This is a genomic window from Chryseobacterium viscerum, from assembly GCF_002899945.2.
In the GTDB taxonomy this organism is placed as follows: domain Bacteria; phylum Bacteroidota; class Bacteroidia; order Flavobacteriales; family Weeksellaceae; genus Chryseobacterium; species Chryseobacterium viscerum.
Genome location: NZ_PPEG02000004.1, coordinates 427,032 through 449,954 on the forward strand (window position 1 = coordinate 427,032; position 22,923 = coordinate 449,954).

Annotated in this window: 19 protein-coding genes; all 19 read left to right on the top strand. The window is 32.9% G+C overall.

Annotated elements, in window-relative coordinates:
* Positions 1–10: 10 nt before the first annotated feature.
* Positions 11–1,531 (top strand): glycosyltransferase family 39 protein, encoded by a 1,521-nt coding sequence (locus C1634_RS11285; RefSeq protein WP_103235159.1) that lies wholly within the window; start codon positions 11–13, stop codon positions 1,529–1,531.
* Between the two features lie 164 nt (positions 1,532–1,695).
* The gene (locus C1634_RS11290; protein ID WP_103235160.1) at positions 1,696–2,601 is read left to right on the top strand and encodes an NAD(P)/FAD-dependent oxidoreductase; all 906 of its coding nucleotides are present in this window, start codon (positions 1,696–1,698) and stop codon (positions 2,599–2,601) included.
* A 371-nt stretch (positions 2,602–2,972) separates the two neighbouring features.
* On the top strand, positions 2,973–4,238 hold the full coding sequence (glyA, locus tag C1634_RS11295; protein WP_103235600.1) for a serine hydroxymethyltransferase: 1,266 nt from the start codon (positions 2,973–2,975) through the stop codon (positions 4,236–4,238).
* A gap of 51 nt (positions 4,239–4,289) precedes the next feature.
* Positions 4,290–4,754 (top strand): regulatory protein RecX, encoded by a 465-nt coding sequence (locus C1634_RS11300; RefSeq protein WP_394337098.1) that lies wholly within the window; start codon positions 4,290–4,292, stop codon positions 4,752–4,754.
* A 54-nt stretch (positions 4,755–4,808) separates the two neighbouring features.
* Positions 4,809–5,909 (top strand): DegT/DnrJ/EryC1/StrS family aminotransferase, encoded by a 1,101-nt coding sequence (locus tag C1634_RS11305; RefSeq protein ID WP_109738455.1) that lies wholly within the window; start codon positions 4,809–4,811, stop codon positions 5,907–5,909.
* Between the two features lie 143 nt (positions 5,910–6,052).
* A complete protein-coding gene (locus C1634_RS11310) occupies positions 6,053–7,981 on the top strand; it encodes a polysaccharide biosynthesis protein (protein WP_103231947.1) in 1,929 nt (642 codons plus the stop codon).
* A 38-nt stretch (positions 7,982–8,019) separates the two neighbouring features.
* Positions 8,020–8,844, top strand: a complete 825-nt coding sequence (locus C1634_RS11315; RefSeq protein WP_103231948.1) for a polysaccharide biosynthesis/export family protein — start codon at positions 8,020–8,022, stop codon at positions 8,842–8,844.
* Positions 8,845–8,851: 7 nt separating this feature from the next.
* Positions 8,852–11,239 carry a GumC family protein gene (locus C1634_RS11320; protein WP_109738420.1) on the top strand — a complete coding sequence of 796 codons (2,388 nt, stop codon included), beginning with the start codon at positions 8,852–8,854 and terminating at the stop codon, positions 11,237–11,239.
* Positions 11,239–12,534 carry a nucleotide sugar dehydrogenase gene (locus C1634_RS11325; protein WP_103231950.1) on the top strand — a complete coding sequence of 432 codons (1,296 nt, stop codon included), beginning with the start codon at positions 11,239–11,241 and terminating at the stop codon, positions 12,532–12,534. The genes C1634_RS11320 and C1634_RS11325 overlap by 1 nt, the downstream gene beginning before the upstream one ends.
* A gap of 6 nt (positions 12,535–12,540) precedes the next feature.
* Positions 12,541–13,731 carry an L-2-hydroxyglutarate oxidase gene (lhgO, locus tag C1634_RS11330; protein ID WP_109738421.1) on the top strand — a complete coding sequence of 397 codons (1,191 nt, stop codon included), beginning with the start codon at positions 12,541–12,543 and terminating at the stop codon, positions 13,729–13,731.
* Positions 13,732–13,768: 37 nt separating this feature from the next.
* Entirely contained in the window at positions 13,769–14,896 is a 1,128-nt protein-coding gene (locus C1634_RS11335) for a DegT/DnrJ/EryC1/StrS family aminotransferase (RefSeq protein WP_103231968.1), read from the top strand.
* Between the two features lie 13 nt (positions 14,897–14,909).
* Positions 14,910–15,482 carry an acyltransferase gene (locus C1634_RS11340; RefSeq protein ID WP_103231952.1) on the top strand — a complete coding sequence of 191 codons (573 nt, stop codon included), beginning with the start codon at positions 14,910–14,912 and terminating at the stop codon, positions 15,480–15,482.
* Between the two features lie 4 nt (positions 15,483–15,486).
* Entirely contained in the window at positions 15,487–16,524 is a 1,038-nt protein-coding gene (locus tag C1634_RS11345; protein WP_109738422.1) for a Gfo/Idh/MocA family protein, read from the top strand.
* Positions 16,514–17,149: a PIG-L deacetylase family protein gene (locus C1634_RS11350; protein WP_228410060.1), complete on the top strand. Its 636-nt coding sequence runs from the start codon at positions 16,514–16,516 to the stop codon at positions 17,147–17,149. The genes C1634_RS11345 and C1634_RS11350 overlap by 11 nt, the downstream gene beginning before the upstream one ends.
* Before the next feature lie 8 nt (positions 17,150–17,157).
* Positions 17,158–18,081 (top strand): DapH/DapD/GlmU-related protein, encoded by a 924-nt coding sequence (locus tag C1634_RS11355; protein ID WP_103231955.1) that lies wholly within the window; start codon positions 17,158–17,160, stop codon positions 18,079–18,081.
* A 2-nt stretch (positions 18,082–18,083) separates the two neighbouring features.
* On the top strand, positions 18,084–19,358 hold the full coding sequence (locus tag C1634_RS11360; RefSeq protein ID WP_165835312.1) for a lipopolysaccharide biosynthesis protein: 1,275 nt from the start codon (positions 18,084–18,086) through the stop codon (positions 19,356–19,358).
* Positions 19,359–19,443: 85 nt separating this feature from the next.
* Complete coding sequence (locus C1634_RS11365) at positions 19,444–20,526, top strand: O-antigen ligase family protein (RefSeq protein ID WP_161990749.1); 1,083 nt, start codon at positions 19,444–19,446, stop codon at positions 20,524–20,526.
* A complete protein-coding gene (locus C1634_RS11370; RefSeq protein ID WP_103231958.1) occupies positions 20,516–21,703 on the top strand; it encodes a glycosyltransferase family 4 protein in 1,188 nt (395 codons plus the stop codon). Before C1634_RS11365 ends, C1634_RS11370 begins: the two co-directional genes overlap by 11 nt.
* A gap of 8 nt (positions 21,704–21,711) precedes the next feature.
* Positions 21,712–22,923, top strand: a complete 1,212-nt coding sequence (locus C1634_RS11375) for a glycosyltransferase (protein WP_103231959.1) — start codon at positions 21,712–21,714, stop codon at positions 22,921–22,923.

Below are 22,923 nucleotides of genomic sequence, written 5' to 3' on the forward strand. Positions count from 1 at the left end.
ACTATACCCCATGAAAAAAGACTATTGGATTCTGTTTCTTTTCATTATTGCAAAGTTTGTACTTCAGTACGTGTTGATCAGCCCAGAATATGAATTGCAGCGGGATGAATATTTACATCTTGATCAAGGTAACCATCTTGCGTGGGGCTATCTCTCCGTTCCCCCAGTAAGCTCATGGATTTCCTGGCTCATAAAAATATTGGGTAATTCCGTATTTTGGGTAAAATTTTTTCCGGCATTATTCGGAGCATTAACGATGGTTGTTGTCTGGAAAGCCATACAAGAATTGAAAGGAAATCTTTTTGCTTGTACATTGGCGTCTTTTGGACTCTTATTCTCCGTTTTACTTCGTTTGAATATGCTGTATCAGCCCAACTCCCTGGATGTTCTTCTATGGACCTCTTTTTTCTATATCCTGATCAAATATGTCAGTACAGAAAATACAAAATGGCTGTACTGGGGAGGAATTATTTTCGGAATGGGTATTTTAAATAAATACAATATAATTTTTCTTGCACTGGGTTTTATTCCTGCGATTTTAATGACAAAGCAAAGAAAAATTTTTATAAACCCGCATGCTTATGGAGCAGCGCTGCTTGCTTTAATAATCGTTTTGCCCAATCTCATCTGGCAGTATCATAATGGTTTTCCTGTGATTCACCATATGAAGGAGCTTTCTGAAACCCAATTGGTCAACGTCAATAGATTTGATTTCCTTAAATCCCAGCTTCTGCTCTTCATTGGGGTGACCTTTGTAATACTTTTTGCATTGTATGCTTTGTTATTTTATAAGCCCTTTGCGAGATTTCAGTTTTTCTTTTGGGGCTATGTGATAACAATAGGATTGTTTTTATTTTTCAAAGCAAAAGATTATTATGCCATTGGACTTTATCCTATTTATATAGGTTTTGGAGCAGTTTATTTAGGCAATATTTTACAGTCAGGATGGAAGAAGTTTCTTAAACCCGTTTGTATTTTGCATCCGATAATTCTCTTTATACCTATATACAATATCACATTTCCTAATAAAAGCCCTGAGTTTATTGCCAGTCACCCTGAATCTTATAAAAAGTGGGGGCTCTTGCGCTGGGAAGATGGAAAAGACCATGCCTTGCCTCAGGACTTTGCAGATATGCTGGGATGGAAAGAATTGGCCCAAAAAGTAGATGGAAAATATTCCACACTGGAAAAATCCGGAAACACGCTGGTGTTATGTGATAATTATGGCCAAGCTGGAGCGATTAATTATTACTCGAAAAAAGGAATAAAAGCGGTGTCATTTAATGCAGACTATATCAACTGGTTCGATTTGAGTAAAAAATATAAAAACCTCATTAGAGTTAAAGATCGCCCGGAAGATGAACTTGAAAAAACAGGACCTTACTTTGAAAATTCCTCAATAGTTGGATCCGTTACCAATCTCTATGCAAGAGAAATGGGGACTACCATTTTTAGTTTTGAAAATGCAAAAATTGATATCCGGAAAAGAATTCAGGATGAAATTGATGAAGATAAAAAGCAATGGAAATAGCATTCCATTAAGTTCTATCGGTTGAAAAACTTTGATAATAGTTGCTTTCAAACTGGCAAAATAAATTTGATAAAATACTATTGCAACTTTATTGCATTAATGAAAATTATGTTAACTTTGCACTATCAACTATCAACTATCAACTATCAACTATCAACTGAATTATGGAAAACAAAAACTTTGATGTCATTATAATAGGCGGAAGCTATTCAGGATTATCCGCAGGAATGTCTTTAGGGAGATCTCTAAGAAATGTTTTGATTATTGACAACGGAAAACCTTGCAACAGACAGACCCCTCATTCGCATAATTTTATTACCCATGACGGAAAAACACCGGCAGAAATTGCTCAGCTTGCCAAAAAAGATGTTGAAAAATACAACACAGTCAAGTTTTATAACGGAACCGTTACAAAAACAATAAAAGCAACAGAAGGTTTTGATGTTGAAATATCATCCGGTGAAAAATTTCATGCTAAAAAACTGATTCTGGCATCTGGGATAAAAGATATAATGCCGGATATTCCAGGATTTGCAGAATGCTGGGGGATTTCTGTTTTACACTGCCCCTACTGTCATGGCTATGAAGTGAAAAATGAAGTGACCGGAATTCTTTCTAACGGAGATATGGCTTACGAATTTTCAAAACTGATTTTTAATATGACCAAAAACCTTACATTATTTACCAATGGAAAGGCCACACTTACTGATGAGCAGATCGAAAAACTGAATCAGAATAAAATCATTCTAAACGAAGATGAAATTGCAGGAATAGAACATAAGAAGGGCTCTATTCAAAAAATAATTTTCAAAAATGGGAAGGAGATTGTCTTACAGGCTTTATATGCCAAAATTCCTTTTGAACAAAATATAAATGCATCTGGTGATCTGGGATGTGAATTGACAGAGCAGGGATTTATTAATATAGACATGATGCAAAAAACAACTGTTCCAGGAGTTTTTGCCTGTGGAGATAATGTAACCATGATGCGTTCCGTAGCGAATGCCATTGCACAGGGGAATTTTACAGGTGCTGTGGTGAATAAAGAACTTTCAGACGAAGAATTTTAATGGCTTTCTTATAATAAAGGTGTTGAAACTTTATAAAACTACAAAAGTCACAAAAGTTTTCATTTTAAAAGACTTTAGTCCACTTAAGTAAGTTTAAAATGACTCCGCAGAAAAGTTTACATAAGATGAAAATCAAAGATTTTATAAAACTTAGGCGTACTTATTATGCATAAAGCTTGGCTCTAAAAAACTTAAGTATTTAAACTTTTGTGTCTTTTATGGTTAAAATAATCAATGTAAAAGTTGACACGGCTTCAATATAAAAGGAGATGTTTTTTCATTTTTAGCGGTTAAAAATCATTTTTTCGATATAGAAATCTCGACGAAAATTCCGTACATTTGGGGTGGAAATTTCAAAAACTAAAAGTAAAATGGATATTATTTTCGACCTGATTGAAAAAGAAAGACAAAGACAAACTCATGGATTAGAGCTTATTGCATCAGAAAACTTTGTTTCTGAAAACGTGATGAAAGCGATGGGAAGTGTACTGACAAACAAATATGCTGAAGGATATCCCGGAAAAAGATATTACGGAGGATGTGAAGTCGTAGATGAGGTTGAAACTTTAGCGATCAACAGAGCAAAAGAACTTTTCGGAGTAGACTATGTGAACGTTCAGCCACATTCTGGTTCTCAGGCGAATGCAGCTATTTATCTTGCAGTTTTGAAACCTGGTGATAAGATCATGGGGATGGACCTTTCAATGGGAGGACACCTTACTCACGGTTCAGCAGTGAATTTTTCCGGTATTCAGTATAATGTAGTTTCTTACGGAGTTCAGCAGGAAACAGGTCTTATCGACTATGACCAAATGAGAGAAGTAGCATTAAGAGAAAAGCCGAAAATGCTTATTGCAGGTTTTTCAGCCTATTCAAGAGATTTAGATTATGCTAAATTTAGAGAAGTTGCAGACGAAATTGGAGCTACACTTTGGGCAGACATCGCTCATCCGGCTGGTTTGGTAGCAAAAGGATTATTAAACTCTCCATTCGAACACTGTCATGTAGTAACTACTACGACTCATAAAACCTTAAGAGGTCCAAGAGGAGGGATGATTATGATGGGGAAAGATTTCGAAAATACATATGGCCACAAAACTCCAAAAGGAGAAATCAAAATGATGAGCCAGGTATTGGACGGAGCAGTATTCCCAGGTATCCAGGGAGGACCACTTGAACATGTGATTGCTGGTAAAGCTGTTGCTTTCGGTGAAGCTTTGGATGGTCAGTTCGAAACTTATGCAAAACAAGTTAAAGCAAATGCTCAGGCACTATCAAAAGCGATGGTTGACAGAGGTTTTGATATTGTAAGTGGTGGTACAGACAATCACTTGATGTTGGTAGACCTTAGAAATAAAGGAGTAAATGGTAAAGAAACAGAAAAAGCATTAGTGCTTGCTGATATTACCTGCAACAAAAATATGGTTCCTTTTGATGATAAATCACCATTCACGACATCTGGTATCAGATTAGGAACTGCTGCAATTACAACAAGAGGACTTAAAGAAAATGATATGAATACTATTGCAGAATTAATTTCTGAAGTGGTAGACAATATCAAAAATGAAGAAGTTCTTACATCAGTAAGAAAGAAAGTTAACGAATTAATGGAAGGAAAAGCTTTGTTCAATTACTAACAAGCACTCCAATATTATATAAAGAATGAGCACACTGCTCATTCTTTTTTTATTCAAATGGAAAAAAAATCTTATACTTTCGACGAAATCAAACAGAAACTGGTCAATTACTGTGTTTACCAGGATCGCTGTCACGCAGAAGTGGAACAGAAGATGAGAGAGTTTCTGCTTATAGAGGAAGCAAAGGAAGAAATTATCCTGTACCTCCTGAAAGAAAACTTTTTGAATGAAGAAAGATTTACACGAAGTTATATCAGAGGTAAATTTTATATCAAACATTGGGGCAGAACCAAAATAAAAATGAATCTGAAGCAAAAACAGATTTCCGAGAGACTGATCAATTCTTGTTTTGATGAGATATACGAGCCTGATTATGAAAAGACTATCAGAAAGATTTTTGAGGATTATTATTCCAAACAAACCGGCTTGAAAGAATATCAAAAAAAAGCTAAGACAATAAAATATCTTATGAGCCGTGGTTTTGAATATGAAAAAATAAATGATATTTTTGACTGAAAATTAAAAAAAGGAAGATTGGAAGAAAATAAAGTTTGGTTGTCACCTCCACATATGGGAGGAAACGAATTGAAATATATACAGGATGCTTTCGATACCAACTGGATCTCCCAATATGGATCCAATATTTTCGAGTTTGAAAAAATGCTTGAAATCGTACTTGGGCATAATTCATTTGTGACAGCTTTGTCTTCAGGTACAGCAGCCATACATCTTGCATTAAAATTATTGAATGTTGAACAAGATGATTTTGTTATATGCCAATCTTTTACTTTTGTAGCATCGGCTAATCCTATTCTCTATCAAAAAGCAATACCTGTTTTTGTAGATAGTGAGATTTCAACCTGGAATATGTGTCCTAATGCATTGGAAGATGCTGTCAAATATTGTTTACAGCAAGGTAAAAAGCCTAAAGCAATTATCGTAGTCTCTTTATATGGTATGCCATTTATGGTGGATGAAATTAAGGAGATATCGATGAAATATGAGATTCCGCTTATTGAAGATAGTGCTGAAGCCTTAGGTAGCAAGTATAAAAATAAACCTTGTGGAACTTTTGGTGATTTATCAGTTATCAGTTTTAACGGAAATAAAATCATCACAACTTCGGGTGGAGGCGTTTTGATTTCGAAGAGACAAACAGATAAAGATAAAGCACTTTATTTTGCTACACAGTCTAAAGAAAACGAAGAGTATTATAGTCATTCGGAGATAGGGTATAACTATAGAATGAGTAATATTTCTGCTGGAATTGGAAGGGGGCAGATGGAGGTTTTGGAAGAAAGAATATTAAAAAGAAGGGAAAATCATGATTTTTATCAAAATATTTTTAAACATAATGAATCAATAAATCTTTTTGAGGAGCCCAACGATAATTTTTTTTCTAATTTTTGGCTGAACACAATCACTATAAAGAGAAATAATGATAAAATAACAAAAGAGAATTTAAAAAGAAAATTTTCGGAAAATAAAATAGAAACCAGATACTTATGGAAGCCCATGCACTTACAGTCATTATTCAAAGAATCTAAATTCTTTGGAAGTAATGTTAGTGGTATGCTTTTTGATGTTGGATTGTGTTTGCCTTCCGGGACTAATTTGAGCGATAATGATAAGAATAAGATCGAAAAAATTCTTATAAATTTTAATAGTTGAATTTATTTTTAGAAATATAAAGTATAGATAGTATTTTATTTTATTTTATTTTATTTTTGCATGAATGTTATAAATGCATTTTAAATAATTAATAACCAAGATTAGTACCGTTTAATTAAGACATATGAATACAAATAAAGACAATGTATAATTCTTTCAGGAGAAAAATATTTGGAGGAGATAATGTTGTCAATCTCTCAGACGTAAGATATCTTCCCAGATGGATAATACTTATAATAGATATCATTATTCTGATTATCTCTCTATTTCTTTCAACATATATTATAGAAAAAATTACCCAGAGAGAATTTATTTATCATGATGATAAGAGTATTGTTTTTGCTTTTATTATTATAATAAATACGATTTTTATGTACCTGTTTAAAACTTATGCAGGGATTATAAGACATTCCACTTTTATAGACCTTTTTAAACTTTTGGTATCATGCTTCTGTACTATGTTTACAGTTGGCACCATAAATATTTTCTATTTCTGGACTTTTGGAAGTAAAATTATTCTTACTCCTTACCTGGTTCTGTATTTTATTATTTCTTTTATGGGATTATTTCTCTTTAGACTTTATGTTAAAGAATTTTTTCATATTGTTAGGGAATATAGACGAAGTGCATTGAAAAAAAGAATTTTGGTATTGGGAATTGATGAGCAATCAATTGCAATTGCACGTGCTATCCTAGATAATCCAAGTTTGCCTTATCAGGTAGTAGGTTTTTTGACTCAAAGGACAGACTCCAAAAGAGCTTCCTTATTAGGGAAACCTATTTATGAGAAACAAAGAATAGAGCAAAACACAAAAGATGATCTCCTTATTGATGGTGTCCTTATCGTTAAAGAGATGATCGCAAGAGATGAGGTTAATTCTTGGGTAAACTTATTTTTAGAAAAAGACCTTAATGTTTTTAAAGCACCTTCAGTACAAAAACTGAGAGATAGTGATTTGGGTGGTTCTATTAAAAATCTACAGATTGAAGATTTGTTGAATAGAAAACCTATTAAAATTCAGAATGAAAAAATTAAAAGCAGGCATTTTGAACGAACTGTACTGGTAACTGGTGGAGCAGGTTCTATAGGAAGTGAGATTGTAAGACAAGTCGCATTGGTTAATCCGTCTTTGATTGTTGTATTGGATCAGGCAGAAACACCGCTTTACGAAATTGAGCTTGAGATGAGAGAAAAATTCCCTTACATTGCATTCAAATTTGTTTTAGGGGATGTTTCAAATCAACACAGAATGGAATCTCTATTCCAGTTGTATAACTTTTCAATGGTTTACCATGCTGCTGCGTATAAGCATGTGCCTCTGGTAGAAGAAAATCCACATGAAGCTATTTTTGTTAATATATTAGGATCAAAGATCATTGCAAAACTATCAAGCAAGTATAATGTGAACAGATTTGTGATGATATCCACTGATAAAGCAGTGAACCCAACAAATGTAATGGGAGCCTCTAAAAGAGCAGCAGAGCTTTTTGTGCAATCGCTTCAGAATTTAGAAGGAAATACAACCAAATTTATTACGACAAGATTTGGAAATGTATTAGGCTCAAATGGATCAGTGATTCCACATTTTAAAAAACAAATTGAAGCAGGAGGTCCTGTAACAATTACCCATCCTGATATTGTAAGATATTTTATGACCATTCCTGAAGCCTGTGAATTGGTTCTTCAGGCAGGGACAATGGGTGAAGGAGGAGAGATTTTTGTTTTTGATATGGGAGAGCCTGTTAAAATATTAGATCTTGCTAATAGGATGATAAAGCTTTCGGGATTTGAACCTAATATAGATATTAAAATAGTTTATACAGGTCTAAGGCCAGGAGAAAAATTGTATGAAGAACTTCTAAGTGATAATGCAAAAACACTCCCAACTCATAATGAAAAAATTATGATATCAAAAGATCCATCAATAGGATTTGACGAAATAGATTTGCTAACAAAACAAATAACGAAAGCTTCTTTACGAAGAGATAAAGTAGAAGTTGTAAAACTTTTAAAGACAATTGTGCCAGAATTTAGGAGCAATAATTCCATATATGAGGCATTAGATAAGTAGAGAAATATAAATGTATATTTGTACAATTTTAAGATAAAATGAAAGGAAAAATATTGGCAGTAGTATTGGCATCCTCTTTAGTGGTGTCCTGCAAAGTTAATCCCAATGCTAAGAATGATTTAAATTATATGCAGAATATAGAGCAGGTGGCTATTAATGCTTCTGCTAAAAATTCAGGCAATACAATCCAAATTGGTGATCAGCTTATAATTCTTATCACAGCAAAAGATACGGATGTTGTAAAACCTTTTAATCAAAACTATTCTTCATCTGAGTTTATTCAAACCAATGCTTTGGCAGGCGGAAATACTCCAAACCAGGGAGCTTTGGCAATTTCAGGACCCATGTATATTGTAGATACTAATGGAGATATTGATTTTCCAATTTTGGGGAAAATAAATACATCAGATAAAACTTTAGTTGAACTTAAAGATGAGCTAAAGGATAAAATGACAAGATATGTTATTAATCCAACAGTCAATATGAGACTTGCTAATTTTAAAGTAACTGTTTTAGGGGAAGTAAATAGACAAGGAGATTATACCATTGCAAATGGACATGCAACAATATTAAATGCACTAGGTCTTGCTGGAGATTTGACACAATATGGAAAAAGAAATGAGGTTTTAATCATAAGAACTGAAAACGGTGTTGTTTCACATGGTCGTGTCAGTCTTTTGGATGCTAATCTGATTAATTCGCCATATTATAATCTTAAACAAGGCGATGCTATTATTGTTTCTTCAAGCAATACAAAGGATGTTTTAGCAAAACAAAATCCAAACACAGGTCTTTACCTGACAGCAATTTCTATTGGTGTCACAGCAATAGCAGTAGTCGTAAGTTTATTTAATAAGAAATAAAAAATTGATGGATAACCAGCAATCTTCGCAATTTTCAGAAGCAGAAACAAAATCAAATAGGGTTAGTATTAATGAGGTAATCAGACCGTATTTAAGAAAATGGCCTTGGTTTATTTTAAGTGCAATTCTAACATTAATAATCAGTTACTTTGCAATAAAATTTATCACACCAGTTTATTACGTAGAGACAACACTACTCATAAAAGACTCAAAAAATTCATCGTCAACTAATGATTTGGGTGTTCTTTCTGATTTATCAGGACTGGGAGGGATGAAAACAAATAGTATTTCTAATGAAATTGAAATACTGAAATCAAAAAGATTAATGCATGATGTTGTTATTAATCATAATCTTCAAACAGTTATTATCGCTAAGGGTAGGATCAGAAGCATTGAGCTTTACAAAGAGTCATCACCTATTGAAGTGAAAATTGTAAATGAAAAGTCATCTAAGATTTCAGCTAATCCTATCAATGTAGAATTAAAAGGAGATCAGATTTTAATACAATATGATGGACTTAATAAAGAAATTATTTCTGGTTATGGACGAATGATTAATCTTCCTTTTGCTAATATTATTATTACTAAAAATAATAAATTCAATGAAAAGGCTGCACAAGGAGCAAATACAAATAAATTAGAACTAAATATTTCGTCTGTTGAAGCAAAGGTTAATAGCCTGACAGGTGCTCTTAATGTAAGCCTTGCTAATAAAGATGCTACTGTACTTCGATTATCAATAAATTATCAACAAACTTCAAAGGCGGAGGATATCCTTAACTCTTTAGTGGTTGCATATAATAATGACGCTATTTTAGATAAGAACTTAGAATCTAAAAAAACATTAGATTTCATTGAAGATAGAGTGAAAAAACTTTCTGTTGAACTTGGACAGGTTGAAAATGAAAAAGAAAGTTTTAAATCCAAAAATAATCTTACCGATCTTGAGGTAGAAGCTAAAATTGATTTAGAGAGTTCTGCTACATCTCGAGGAAAACAATTGGATCTTGATGCTCAAATTGAATTAACAAATTCGTTAATCTCTTTCATGTCCAAACAAGGGCAATATCAGGTTTTACCATCCAATATTGGATTAAATAGTACTGAAGCAACTTCTGGTATTACATCGTATAATCATTTGATATTACAAAGAGCAAGATTACTGGAGTCTGCAACTACTGAAAACCCGATGGTTGTAGAACTCAGCAAGCAAATCAACGCACTTCGGACCTCTGTTGTTGAGACTCTTCAAAGAAATAAAACAGGATTGGAACTTGCTAGAAATGAATATGTAGGAGAACAGAATAAAGTTTCTAGAAAAATTGCTAAAATTCCATCTATTGAAAAAATGTTTAGAGGAATTGAAAGACAGCAGCAGATTAAAGAGAATTTATATTTGTTATTACTGCAAAAAAGGGAAGAAACAGCAATTGCACAGTCTATTACAGCTCCTAAGGCAAGGGTCATTGATCTGGCTTATGCGTCAGCAAATCCTGTAGCTCCAAAAACACAGGTTATTTTATTGGTCTCTTTATTTATAGGACTTTTGATTCCATTTTTAATTATTTATTTCTCAGAATTATTAAATAATAAAATTGTTACTAAACATGATTTAGAGAAATTGATACATGCTCCTATTATTGCAGAGCTACCTAGTCTTGAAAAAGGAGATTCGGAAATAGTTAAGGTAAACGATATTACTCCAATGGCCGAAGCATTTAGAATTCTTATTACCAATATGAACTTCATGCTTCCTAAAGAGAAAAAAGGGAAAATCGTGTTTGTTACATCCACGGTAAAAGGAGAAGGGAAAACTTTTGCTTCCGTTAATTTAGCTTTAACATTAGCTAATCCTAAGAAGAAGGTAATAATTATTGGTTCCGATATCAGAAATCCGCAGCTTCAAAGATATAATCCTGCCAGAAAAGGACTTACAGGGCTTACTGAATTTCTTTATTCCGACAATACTAAACTTGAAGATATTATTCATGTCTCATCTTTTAATCCTCATTTGGATGTTATTTATTCAGGAATGATTCCTCCTAATCCAACAGAATTATTATCTAACGGACGCTATGAAATACTTTTAGATGAGTTGAAAGGGAAATATGATTATATCATTCTGGATACAGCACCATTACTTCTGGTTACGGATACTTTCCTTATTTCTGATTTATCTGATGTCACCATCTATGTTTCTAGATCTAAATATACTGAGAAGGCATTACTGGAATTTGCAAATATTAATATCGATCAAAAGAAGATAAGAAACGTTGGATTTGTACTTAATGATGTAAACAGAGAAAATCTAGGATATAGTAATAAATATGGTTATGGATACAATAATCATGTTGAAAAATCTTGGTTTCAGCAAATAAAAAATAAACTTAGTTAATGATGAAAACATATAGAATTGCAGTTATTGGACAAGGTTATGTAGGACTTCCATTGTCATTAGAATTTGCAGCTCATTATCCTGTATTAGGATTTGATATCAACACACAGCGTGTAGAGCAGCTTAATGACGGAGAAGATACTACTTTAGAGGCAGACCTTGACAAACTAAACAGTGGCCTTGAAAGATTTAAAAAATCAAACGGAACTATAGGATATAGATCTACAAGCCAGCTTTCTGAAATTTCAGATGCTAATGTTTTTATTGTAACAGTTCCTACACCTATTGATAAATACAATGCACCAGATCTAAACCCTTTGATTTCTGCTTCAAAAATGCTTGGAGAAATTATTAAAAAGGGAGATATCATTATTTATGAATCTACAGTTTTCCCTGGCTGTACAGAAGAAGAATGTGTTCCTGTTCTGGAAAAATATTCAGGGCTGAAATTCAATGAAGACTTTTATGTAGGATATTCTCCTGAGAGAATCAATCCGGGAGATAAAGTGAATACACTGACAAGTGTAAAAAAAGTGACTTCTGGTTCTACTGAGGAAATTGCAGAAGAAGTAGATAATCTTTATAAAAAAATTATTACTGCCGGTACTCATAAAGCACCAAGCATTAAAGTAGCAGAAGCTTCTAAAGCTATCGAAAATGCACAGAGAGATGTTAATATCTCTTTCGTAAACGAATTGGCCCTAATTTTCGATAGAGTGGGTATCGATACCAATGATGTATTAGAAGCTGCAGGAACAAAATATAACTTCCTGAAGTATAAACCGGGATTAGTAGGAGGGCACTGTATTTCAGTAGATCCTTATTACCTGGCACACAAAGCAGAACAATTAGGATACCATCCTGATGTTATTTTATCGGGTAGACGTGTAAACGATTCTATTGCAAAATTTGTTGCTTCTAAAGTTGTAAAACTTCTTATTGCAAAAGGAGGAGTAATCAAAGATTCAGAAGCTTTGATCTTAGGAGTTACCTTTAAGGAAAACTGTCCGGATGTAAGAAATACAAAAGTGGTAGATATTTACAGAGAGCTTTCAGACTTTGGAGTGAATGTAGATATTTATGATCCTTGGGCAAGTAAAGAAGAAGTGAACCACGAATATGGTATTAATATTCTTGATCAGCTTATTGAAGGAAAAAAATATGATTCTCTTATCATTGCTGTTTCTCATAATGAATTTCTTGAGATGGATCTTAATACGCTGAAAAAAGAAAATGCAGTGGTGTTTGATACCAAAGCATGTTTAGACAGAAATTTGGTTGACGCTAGACTATAGTAGAGAATGAATTATGATATTGTAATTGTTGGTGCAGGCTTGGTAGGATTGGCAACAGCTTATCAGGCTAAACTTAAAAATCCTGATTCTAAAATCCTCATTTTAGAAAAAGAAAAAGATGTAGCATTACACCAGTCTGGGCACAACAGTGGAGTTATTCATAGTGGGATTTATTATAAACCAGGGAGTCTTAAAGCAACAAACTGTATAGAAGGATACCATTCAGTGATCAATTTTGCTGAAAAATATGGAATCAAATATGATCTTTGCGGTAAAATTATTGTAGCCTCTTCACAGGAAGAGCTGCATCTTCTGGATAATATCTATAAAAGAGGAGTAGAAAACGGACTTCAGGATCTGAAATATCTTTCCAGAGAAGAATTCCGCGAAATTGAGCCCCATTGTGAAGGTCTGAAAGCGATAAAAGTACCACAAACCGGAATTATAGACTATCCTGGAGTTGCCCAAAAGATTAAAGAACTCTTTGAAGAATTGGGAGGAGAAGTTAAATTCAATAATGAAGTAAAAAATATTAGCAATACTAATTCTGAAGTGGTTATTACAACCAGTCAATCAGAATTCAGAGCAAAGAAATTGATTTCATGTGCAGGACTTTACTCAGATAAAATAACCAAAATGACCAACGAAAAGAATGATGTAATTATCATTCCTTTCAGAGGAGAGTATTACAAGATAAAAGACGAGAAAAAGCATCTTGTAAAACACCTGATTTATCCCGTTCCGGATCCTAATTTCCCTTTCCTGGGCGTTCATTTTACAAGAATGATAGATGGAAATATTGAAGCTGGTCCTAACGCAGTTTTAGCTTTCCGAAAAGAAGGATACAAATTTTTTGATTTCGATTTCAATGAAACAATGCAGACCCTTACATGGCCTGGTTTCAGAAAAATCGTCGCAAAATATGGTAAAACAGGTATGGGAGAAGTTCATCGCTCTCTTTCAAAATCTGCATTTACAAAAGCTCTTCAAAAATTGATGCCTGAAATACAGGAAAGTGATCTTGTAACAGGAGGGGCAGGAGTAAGAGCACAGGCTTGTGACAGAAATGGAGCATTAATTGATGATTTTGATATCGTGAAAAATGGAAATATCATTCACGTGAGAAATGCACCTTCTCCAGCTGCAACATCTTGTTTTGCCATTGGGAACAAAATAAGTGAGCTTATTCAAAAATAAAACTACTTTCTGTGTGATATCCAAAACAGATATAAATATGAAAATTCAAATGGTTGACCTTAAAGGTCAATATCAGAAAATAAAAACTGAAATTGATGCAGGAATTCAAGAATGTATCGATAATACCGCATTCATCAACGGTCCTGCAGTAAAAGAATTTCAGCAGGATTTTGAAAAATATCTAGACGTAAAACACGTTATTCCTTGTGCTAATGGTACAGATGCATTGCAGATTGCAATGATGGCTCTGGATCTGAAAACTGGAGATGAAGTACTTTGTCCTGCATTTACTTATGTAGCGACTGCGGAAGTAATTGGTCTTTTAGGTTTAAAGCCTGTTATGGTAGACGTGGATGAAAATACCTTTGAAATTGATCTTAACGGTCTAGAAAAATATGTAACCTCCAACACAAAAGCCATTGTTCCGGTTCATTTATATGGACAAAGTGCTAACATGGAGAAAATCCTTGAATTTGCCAAAAAACATAATCTGTTTGTGATAGAAGATAATGCACAAGCTATTGGTTCAGATTATACCTTTTCGGATGGAACGATAAAGAAAACTGGAACGATAGGTGATATCGGATGTACTTCTTTTTTTCCGTCTAAAAACCTAGGATGTTATGGCGACGGAGGAGCTTTAATGACCAATAATGACGATCTGGCTTTAAAGATAAGAATGATTGCAAACCATGGACAGCAAAAAAAATACCATCACAAAGTTTTAGGATGTAACTCAAGATTGGATACTATTCAGGCAGCTGTTCTTAAAGTGAAACTAAAAAAGCTTGATGAATATTCTGAAGCCAGAAATACAATGGCAGCCTATTACGATGAAAATCTTGCCGGTATATCCGAAATTCAGGTTCCGGAAAGGGCTAAAAACTCTACCCATGTTTTTCATCAATACACACTTAGAGTGAAAAACGGAAAAAGGGATGCATTACAGCTATATCTTGGTGAAAAAAATATTCCAAGTATGATTTACTATCCACTTCCGTTATATAAACAGGAGGCTTTTCAGCAATACGTAACCGAAGGGTTCAGTCTTCCAGTTACTGAAATGCTATGTTCAGAAGTTCTTTCGCTTCCTGTACACACAGAATTTGATCAGGAATCTTCAGACTATATTATTTCTGAGATCAAAAATTTTTTTAATCAATAACAATCAATATAATATGTCGGATTTTTTTGCACACGAAACAGCTGTAGTCGATGAAGGATGTAAGATAGGAGCCGGAACTAAAATTTGGCACTTTTCACATATCATGCCGGATTGTATTTTAGGAGAAAAATGTAATATTGGTCAGAATGTAGTGATTTCCCCTAAAGTCGTTTTAGGAAAAAATGTGAAAGTTCAGAATAACGTTTCTATTTATGAAGGTGTTACATGCGACGATGATGTTTTTTTGGGGCCTTCTATGGTTTTTACAAATGTTATCAATCCCAGAAGTGCAGTCAACAGAAAAAATGAATATCTAAAGACGAATGTAGGGAAAGGGGCTTCTATTGGTGCCAATGCAACCATCGTTTGTGGTCATGATATTGGTAAATATGCTTTTATCGGAGCCGGAGCTGTGGTTACAAAAGAGGTTCCTGACTATGCTTTAGTAGTAGGGAATCCGGCAAGACAAATGGGATGGATGAGTGAATTCGGACATCGTCTTAATTTCAATGGAGAAGGTATCGCTGTATGCGAGGAAAGCGGAGAACAATATAAACTTGACAATAATAAAGTTTCAAAAATTTAAAAAAATGCAAATAGCTGAAAAAATAAAATTTGCAGTAGTAGGCTGCGGGCATATCGGAAAAAGACATGCCGAAATGATCTCAAGAAATACAGAGTGTGAACTTGTAGCTCTAATTGACGTAAAAGATAAATCTGTTTTAGGAATTGAAAGCCATGATGTACCTTTTTTTGCATCATTAGATGAATTTTTGAAATCAGGAATTGAGGTGGACGTTATTAATATCGCTTCTCCAAACGGATTCCATTTTGAACAGTCTTATAAAGCAATTGATGCCGGAAAACATATTGTTGTAGAAAAGCCAATGGCTTTGAATAAGCAGGATGCTGAAAAACTTATTTTTCAGGCACTACACAAACATAAACAAGTTTTTGCCGTAATGCAAAACCGTTATTCTCCACCTTCTGCATGGGTAAAAGAGATGGTAGAAAGCGGAAAGCTAGGTGAAATATATATGGTTCAGCTTAACTGCTACTGGAACCGTGATGACAGATACTATAAGCCGGAATCTTGGCATGGGAAACTTGATTTGGATGGTGGAACACTATTCACTCAGTTCTCTCACTTCATAGATATCATGTACTGGCTATTCGGTGATATTACCAATATTAAAGGAAAATTTGCAGATTTTAATCATAAAGATCTCACTGATTTTGAAGACTCTGGATTCATTAGCTTTGATTTTGTAAACGGAGGAATGGGAGCGCTGAATTATTCTACCTCAGTATGGAATCAGAACCTTGAAAGCTCAATGACAATCATTGCAGAAAATGGGTCTGTAAAGATCGGGGGACAATATATGGATAAAGTAGAGGTATGTAATGTGAAAGATTATGTAATGCCGGAACTTGCTCCTACAAATCCAGGAAATGACTATGGGGCTTACAAAGGTTCCGCAGCCAATCATCACTATATCATTGAAAATGTGGTAGATGTACTAAAAGGTAGAAATACTATTACAACCAACGCTTTGGAAGGATTGAAGGTAGTGGATATTATAGAAAGAATTTATGCCCTAAAAAAAAATAATAATTATGAGCTTTAAGAAAGTATTAGTTTTAGCACCACATACAGATGATGGTGAATTAGGTGCAGGTGGTTTTATTTCGAAGTTAATAGATGATGGGGCCGAAGTCTTTTACATGGCTTTTTCTACTGCAGAAGAATCTGTACCAGAAGGTTTTCCAAAAGATATTTTAAAAACGGAAGTTAAGGCTGCCACAAGAGTTCTTGGAATTAAGGAAGAAAATGTGATTATTTTTAATTATCAGGTTCGTAAACTTAATTATGCTAGACAGGAAATTCTAGAAGAATTAATTAGATTTAAAAGAGTTCATCAAGATATTGATTTAGTCTTAATTCCTAGTATTAACGATATTCATCAGGATCATTCTACGATTGCTAATGAAGGGATAAGAGCTTTCAAAACAAAATCAATTTTAAGTTATGAACTTATCTGGAATAACCTGTCCTTTAATACTCAGAGCTATATCTCTCTGGAAGAAAAACATATTAATAGAAAGATAGATGCTTTGAAAGAATATAAGTCTCAGGGATTTAGAGATTATCTAAGTGCTGATTTTATACGATCTTTGGCCGTAGCAAGAGGAGTACAGTTTGGGGTGAAATACGCAGAAACTTTTGAAGTTGTAAGGTTTGCAATAAAATAATAAATTATATGATTCTTAAAGAAATAGTTGAAAAGCTTAAGCCTGTAAAGATAATAGGAGATGTTGAAAAAAATGTTGTGAATGCTATTCAGTTAGATGAGGAAAATCAGAGAGATGATGTACTCATGTGGGTGTCTGCCAAGTTTAGTCATAAACTTAAAAATATTTCTAAAGGTATCATTTTATGTGGTAGTCTACCAGAGGTTGTACATAATGATTGTACATATTTGCTGTTCGAAAACCCAAGATTAGCATTTCAGAAGGTTCTTTCAGAATTTTTTATGCCAGCAAAAAAAAGGGGGATATCCCATACTGCAATTATTGGAAATAATGTTGAAATTGGAAAAGATGTATACATAGGGGAATTTGTTGTGATAGAAGATAATTCTGTCATTGGATCTTATACAACTATTGACCATCATACAACAATTAAGCACGAAACTATTATTGGTGAGAATGTTATTATTGGAGCTAATAATACGATTGGTGGTGTCGGATTTGGATATGAGAAAGATGAAGCTGGAGAATATGTTTTCATTCCTCATATAGGAAACGTAGTTATAGGGGATAATGTAGAAATAGGGAATAATACCTGTATAGACAGAGCTGTATTAGGCAGTACAATTCTTATGGATAATGTAAAAGTGGATAATCTTGTTCATATTGCTCATGGCGTACAAATTGGAAAGAATAGCCTTGTTATTGCTAACGCAATGGTAGCCGGAAGTGTGGTGATAGGTGAAAATACCTGGATAGCTCCGTCTTCTTCTATAATAAACCAAAAGAAAATCGGAAATAATGTCACTATTGGATTATCTGCTGTTGTTGTAAAGAATGTTGAAGATGGCCAAACGGTCATTGGAAGTCCTGCGGAAGAAATATCTGTAGCTCTTAACAAGAAAAAAATTATGAACGAAAAATTATTTAAATAGTTTTGAATTTTAAAAATATTTTAAATAGTGTAAAATCGAATTCTTTTTTACAAAATGTAGCAATCCTGTCTAGTGGAACTGTTATCAGTCAGCTAATAGTAATTGCTACTTCTCCTCTTCTTTCACGAATGTATTCTGTTGAATCATTCGGAATTCTTTCTATTTTTACAAGTTTCACTGTATTTTTAGCAGTCCTTTCAACGGGGCGTTATGAATTGGCTATTGGTCTTCCAAAAGAAGAAGATAGAGCTTCAGCAATTTTTAAACTAATTATTTATATTGCCATTTCAGTATCCTCATTATATTTTATAATAATTTTTTTATTGAAAAATGTTTTTCATGTCCATGATAAAACGCAATTTCTCTCCAATAATGAGGTCTACATAGCTCCATTGTATATTTTTTTTGGTGCTATTTATTCTGCATTGGGATACTGGAATCAAAGAAATAAAAAGTATAAAAAAATTACTTTTGGAAATGCAATACAAGTAATCACATCTTGTATATTCAGTATTATTTTTGGAATCCTAGGTTACAGTAATGGGATGATAATAGGAATGATAATAGGAATCTTTAGCTCTATACTTTATTTACTTTTAACAGATAATCAGTTAAGATTTTTTTTAAAATCTCAATGGCATGACCTAAAAAGTGTTGCAAAAGAATATTCCTCTTTCCCTAGATATATGATCATTTCTGATATGTCACTTACAGCCTGTCAGCAATTTATTCCAATATTATTTTCTATTCTGTATAGTACTACAATTGTTGGTTTTTTTTCAATGGCCAACAGAATGATCAGACTTCCAAATATTGTTATTACGACTTCAGTAGGAAATATTTTCAGAAATGAAGCTATTGACGAAATCAGAGAAAAAGGAAATTGCCGAGCACTTTATAGATCTACCATTAAAAAGCTTATTCTGATGTCTTTTCCTATTTATTTAGCAGTATTCTTGATATCGCCTAAATTGTTTGTTTTTGTTTTTGGTGAAAAATGGGAAGTCGCTGGCTATTTTGCTAGAATCTTATCTGTAATGCTCTTGATAGAATTTGTTGTTACTCCTCTTAATACTTTATTTTATGTGGTAGGTAAACAAAAAATATTGATGAGATTGCAAGTAGTAAATGCACTACTGGTATTTATTTCAATCTATTCAGGATATTATTTCTTTTCAGATTATTATATTTCGTTGATATTATTTTCTGGAGTTTCTATTTTATGTAATATTGTTTTCTTAATTTTTACAAATAAATTATCAAAAGGTGCACATTGAAAAAATAAATAAATTACAAGTTACTTTTTTAGTATTGATGCTATATGGGTATGAACTGATATCTTTTTTTCCTAGTTTACTAAATATGGAGTCATCAAGGCCTGTATCTGTAGCTTATAGAGTATTTGTATTTTTTCTTGGAACTTTGGTCATATTAAAAAATAAACCTAGATTAACCAATCAACACTTTTTAATATATTTTTTTTGGGGTCTGTATTTGGTAAGACTTTTTTATGATACTACACTGACTTCAAAAACAATACAGTCTCCATTGGGAGACCTATGGGCTTTTTCTGCTTCTATCCTGATATGCACTTTTGCATGTGCCACATATTTTTCGAAAGATACTATTATATCAGTAAGAAAGTGGGTGCTGATTATCTTATATATTGTTAACATTTGGGGGTTATATAATAATATTACAAATCCACAGATAGTTCCCGATGATGTATTAGTTAGAGCCGATGCAAATGCTGCCCTTAATACGGTTTCATTCGGAAGATCAGCTGCAGTTATGTTCTTTATTTGTTTTACCATGTTTTTAGGTAAAAATAAGCTCTGGCATAAGATTATACTTGCTGTTGGGATGGGACTCAGCTTTTTTAATTTATTTATGGCGGGATCAAGAGGTCCATTATTACAGCTAATAATTGTTGTCATTGTATATCTATTCTATGCAAGACACCTCATTCAGAAAAAATATGTCTTTCTATTTATTGTAGTAACAGTTGCAATATTCAGTTTCTTTCCAGAATATTTAAATATTTCAGATTTAATTTTTGAAAGGTTTAAAGAAACAGGGTTTTCATCTAATGACAGTGACCGATATAGGGCAGAATTATTTAAATCTGCCTGGAATCAATTTCTTGATCATCCTTTCTTCGGCGATTCTGTTGAAACGATCTTTGGAGGAACATATCCCCATAATTTACTGCTTGAATCTTTAATGGCATTAGGCTTTTTAGGAGGAATAATGGCTGTAATTATTATAATTGTAGCACTTATTAATGCATTAAAATTTATAAAAATCCCTTATTACAATTGGATTGGGGCAATATTGCTAATGGATATTATTGCTTCTTTTTCGTCAGGCTCTATAGCAAATTACATATTGTTTTGGCCTTTATTATCATTAACTATCAGTAAGAACTTAAAAAATGGAAAGTAAAAAAATAGTAATGCTCCAAGATTTTTTTGGATTAAATTATACTTACCAGGAAAATCTTTTGACAAAATATTATATTGAACAAGGACATAATGTTGTAATGATTTCATCAACATACGAATCTGTATTTGATTACACACATGACAATTATGATAAAAATAAAAAAGGATCAGTATCTGAGCATCTAGGTGCAAAAATTATTAGAATCCCTTATAGTGTAAATATATTACATAAATTAAAAAAACATCCTGGAGTTTATGAAATCTTAGATCGAGAAAAGCCAGATCTAATATATGCACATGATATACATCTTAACTTAAAAGAAGCTGTTAAGTATGTGAAAAAGAACCCAGAATGTAGAATTATTATGGATTATCATGCAGACTTTAGTAATTCTGCCCACGGTTGGATTTCTTTAAATATATTGCATAAAATAATAAGAAAACATATTTTATATAAGTATATAAAGTATATAAAAGCTATTTATCCTGTAATTCCTGCTAGTGCAGATTTTCTTAATCAAGTTTATAATGTACCTTATAAAGATATGAAATTACTTCCTTTAGGCTGTGATTATTTAAAATCTACTGATATAATGGAGCATACAGACATATCTGCTATCAAAAGTAGATTTGGAATTAAAGAAAACGATTTTGTGTTAATTACAGGTGGAAAATTTGATCCGTTAAAAAGAACAGAAGTATTAATAAAAGCAGTTGAGCAAATTAATGATCCAAATATCCATCTTATTGTATTTGGTAAAGCAAGTGATCAACATCTTGAGTATGAAGATATGTTGAAGAAAATACCCGAAAAATCAAATATACATTTTACAGGTTGGTTAGATGGGGATTCTATACTTGAGCTAATGACTGTATGTGATATGGCAATTTATCCTGCAAGTCAATCCGTAATTTGGCAACAATCTATTGGGATGCATCTACCTCTTTTAATTGGTGACTTAGGTGGACAAGATCCGGAATATTTGAATTTACATGATAATATTATTACATTGAAGCCAGGTGAAATCACTTCGGAAAATATGATCAAACATATTACCCATTTGAAGAGCAATCCGGAATTGGTAAAAAAAATGAAGTTAGGTGCCAAAAAAGTAGCAGCTGAATATTTGGATTATAGAATTATTTGTAATACTACACTGGAGGTATTTGAGTCCTAAATTTTAAAATGAGAAAAATTTTTCAAATCAGTAGTGAAGTTAATAGTGGTTCTGTAGGAAGAATAGCTGAACAAATTGGTGAGCAGGTACTAGCCAAAGGATGGGAGAGTTATATAGCTTACGCAAGAGATAACTTACCAAGTAAATCTAATACAATTAGAATTGGAAATAATTTAGATATAATTTCTCATGTATTATTAACAAGATTAAAGGATCGACACGGGTTTGGTTCCAAGAGAGCAACCTTACAATTAATTGATAAGATAAAAAAGATTGAACCAGATATTATTCAGCTGCAGCATGTACATGGATATTTCATTAATATAGAAATATTATTTAATTTTTTGGCTGAATATAATGTACCTGTTGTTTGGACCTTTCATGACTGTTGGTCTTTTACAGGCCACTGTGCTCATTTTGAACTGGTAGGATGTCAAAAATGGCAGCTTCAATGTAAAGAATGTCCTCAGACTTTTGAATATCCAAAGTCTTATAAGGATAATTCGTATCAGAATTATATTGATAAAAAAAGATTATTTAATTCTATTAAAAACTTAACAATAGTTCCTGTTTCCAATTGGCTCGGTGAGGAAACAAAAAAATCATTTTTACAGAATAATCATATTGAAGTAATTCAAAATGGTATTGACATAGATACATTTTTCTACAAAGACAGTAGTTTATTGAAAGAAAAGCATTTGTCTTCAGGAAAATTTGTTATACTTGGTGTAGCAAGTCCATGGACTGAAAAAAAAGGATTACAGTACTTTGTAGAACTAGCAGGAAAATTGAATTCTGATTTTCAAATTATTTTAATAGGGCTTAGTAAAAATCAGATTAGGAAACTTCCTGCCCATATTATTGGGTTGGAGCGTACAGAGAATGTTGAGGAACTTGTCGGATATTATTCCTTGGCAGATGTCTTTGTAAACCCAACATTAGAAGATACTTTTCCCACAACAAATTTAGAAGCTCAGTCATGTGGTACACCGGTGATTACCTTTAGATCAGGTGGATCTCCGGAAGCTGTGAATGAAAAAACCGGAATTGTGGTTGAAAAGGGAGATTTAAAAGGTCTTATTACAGCAATTGAACAAATTAAAGATAATGGTAAGATATTTTATTCGGAACATTGCAGAAAAAGAGCAGAATTTCTTTTTGATAAAAAAAGTAAGTTTACAGAATATATAAAACTATATGAAAATATATTAAATAAATAA

Bases quoted from the DNA above. Each gene is read 5' to 3' on its own strand.
- C1634_RS11355 (WP_103231955.1), top strand. From the start codon at position 17,158: ATGATTCTTAAAGAAATAGTTGAAAAGCTTAAGCCTGTAAAGATAATA.
- C1634_RS11335 (WP_103231968.1), top strand. From the start codon at position 13,769: ATGAAAATTCAAATGGTTGACCTTAAAGGTCAATATCAGAAAATAAAA.
- C1634_RS11340 (WP_103231952.1), top strand. From the start codon at position 14,910: ATGTCGGATTTTTTTGCACACGAAACAGCTGTAGTCGATGAAGGATGT.
- C1634_RS11290 (WP_103235160.1), top strand. From the start codon at position 1,696: ATGGAAAACAAAAACTTTGATGTCATTATAATAGGCGGAAGCTATTCA.
- C1634_RS11370 (WP_103231958.1), top strand. From the start codon at position 20,516: ATGGAAAGTAAAAAAATAGTAATGCTCCAAGATTTTTTTGGATTAAAT.
- glyA (WP_103235600.1), top strand. From the start codon at position 2,973: ATGGATATTATTTTCGACCTGATTGAAAAAGAAAGACAAAGACAAACT.
- lhgO (WP_109738421.1), top strand. From the start codon at position 12,541: ATGAATTATGATATTGTAATTGTTGGTGCAGGCTTGGTAGGATTGGCA.
- C1634_RS11320 (WP_109738420.1), top strand. From the start codon at position 8,852: ATGGATAACCAGCAATCTTCGCAATTTTCAGAAGCAGAAACAAAATCA.
- C1634_RS11375 (WP_103231959.1), top strand. From the start codon at position 21,712: ATGAGAAAAATTTTTCAAATCAGTAGTGAAGTTAATAGTGGTTCTGTA.
- C1634_RS11325 (WP_103231950.1), top strand. From the start codon at position 11,239: ATGATGAAAACATATAGAATTGCAGTTATTGGACAAGGTTATGTAGGA.
- C1634_RS11285 (WP_103235159.1), top strand. From the start codon at position 11: ATGAAAAAAGACTATTGGATTCTGTTTCTTTTCATTATTGCAAAGTTT.
- C1634_RS11315 (WP_103231948.1), top strand. From the start codon at position 8,020: ATGAAAGGAAAAATATTGGCAGTAGTATTGGCATCCTCTTTAGTGGTG.
- C1634_RS11345 (WP_109738422.1), top strand. From the start codon at position 15,487: ATGCAAATAGCTGAAAAAATAAAATTTGCAGTAGTAGGCTGCGGGCAT.
- C1634_RS11350 (WP_228410060.1), top strand. From the start codon at position 16,514: ATGAGCTTTAAGAAAGTATTAGTTTTAGCACCACATACAGATGATGGT.
- C1634_RS11305 (WP_109738455.1), top strand. From the start codon at position 4,809: ATGGGAGGAAACGAATTGAAATATATACAGGATGCTTTCGATACCAAC.
- C1634_RS11310 (WP_103231947.1), top strand. From the start codon at position 6,053: ATGTATAATTCTTTCAGGAGAAAAATATTTGGAGGAGATAATGTTGTC.
- C1634_RS11365 (WP_161990749.1), top strand. From the start codon at position 19,444: ATGGAGTCATCAAGGCCTGTATCTGTAGCTTATAGAGTATTTGTATTT.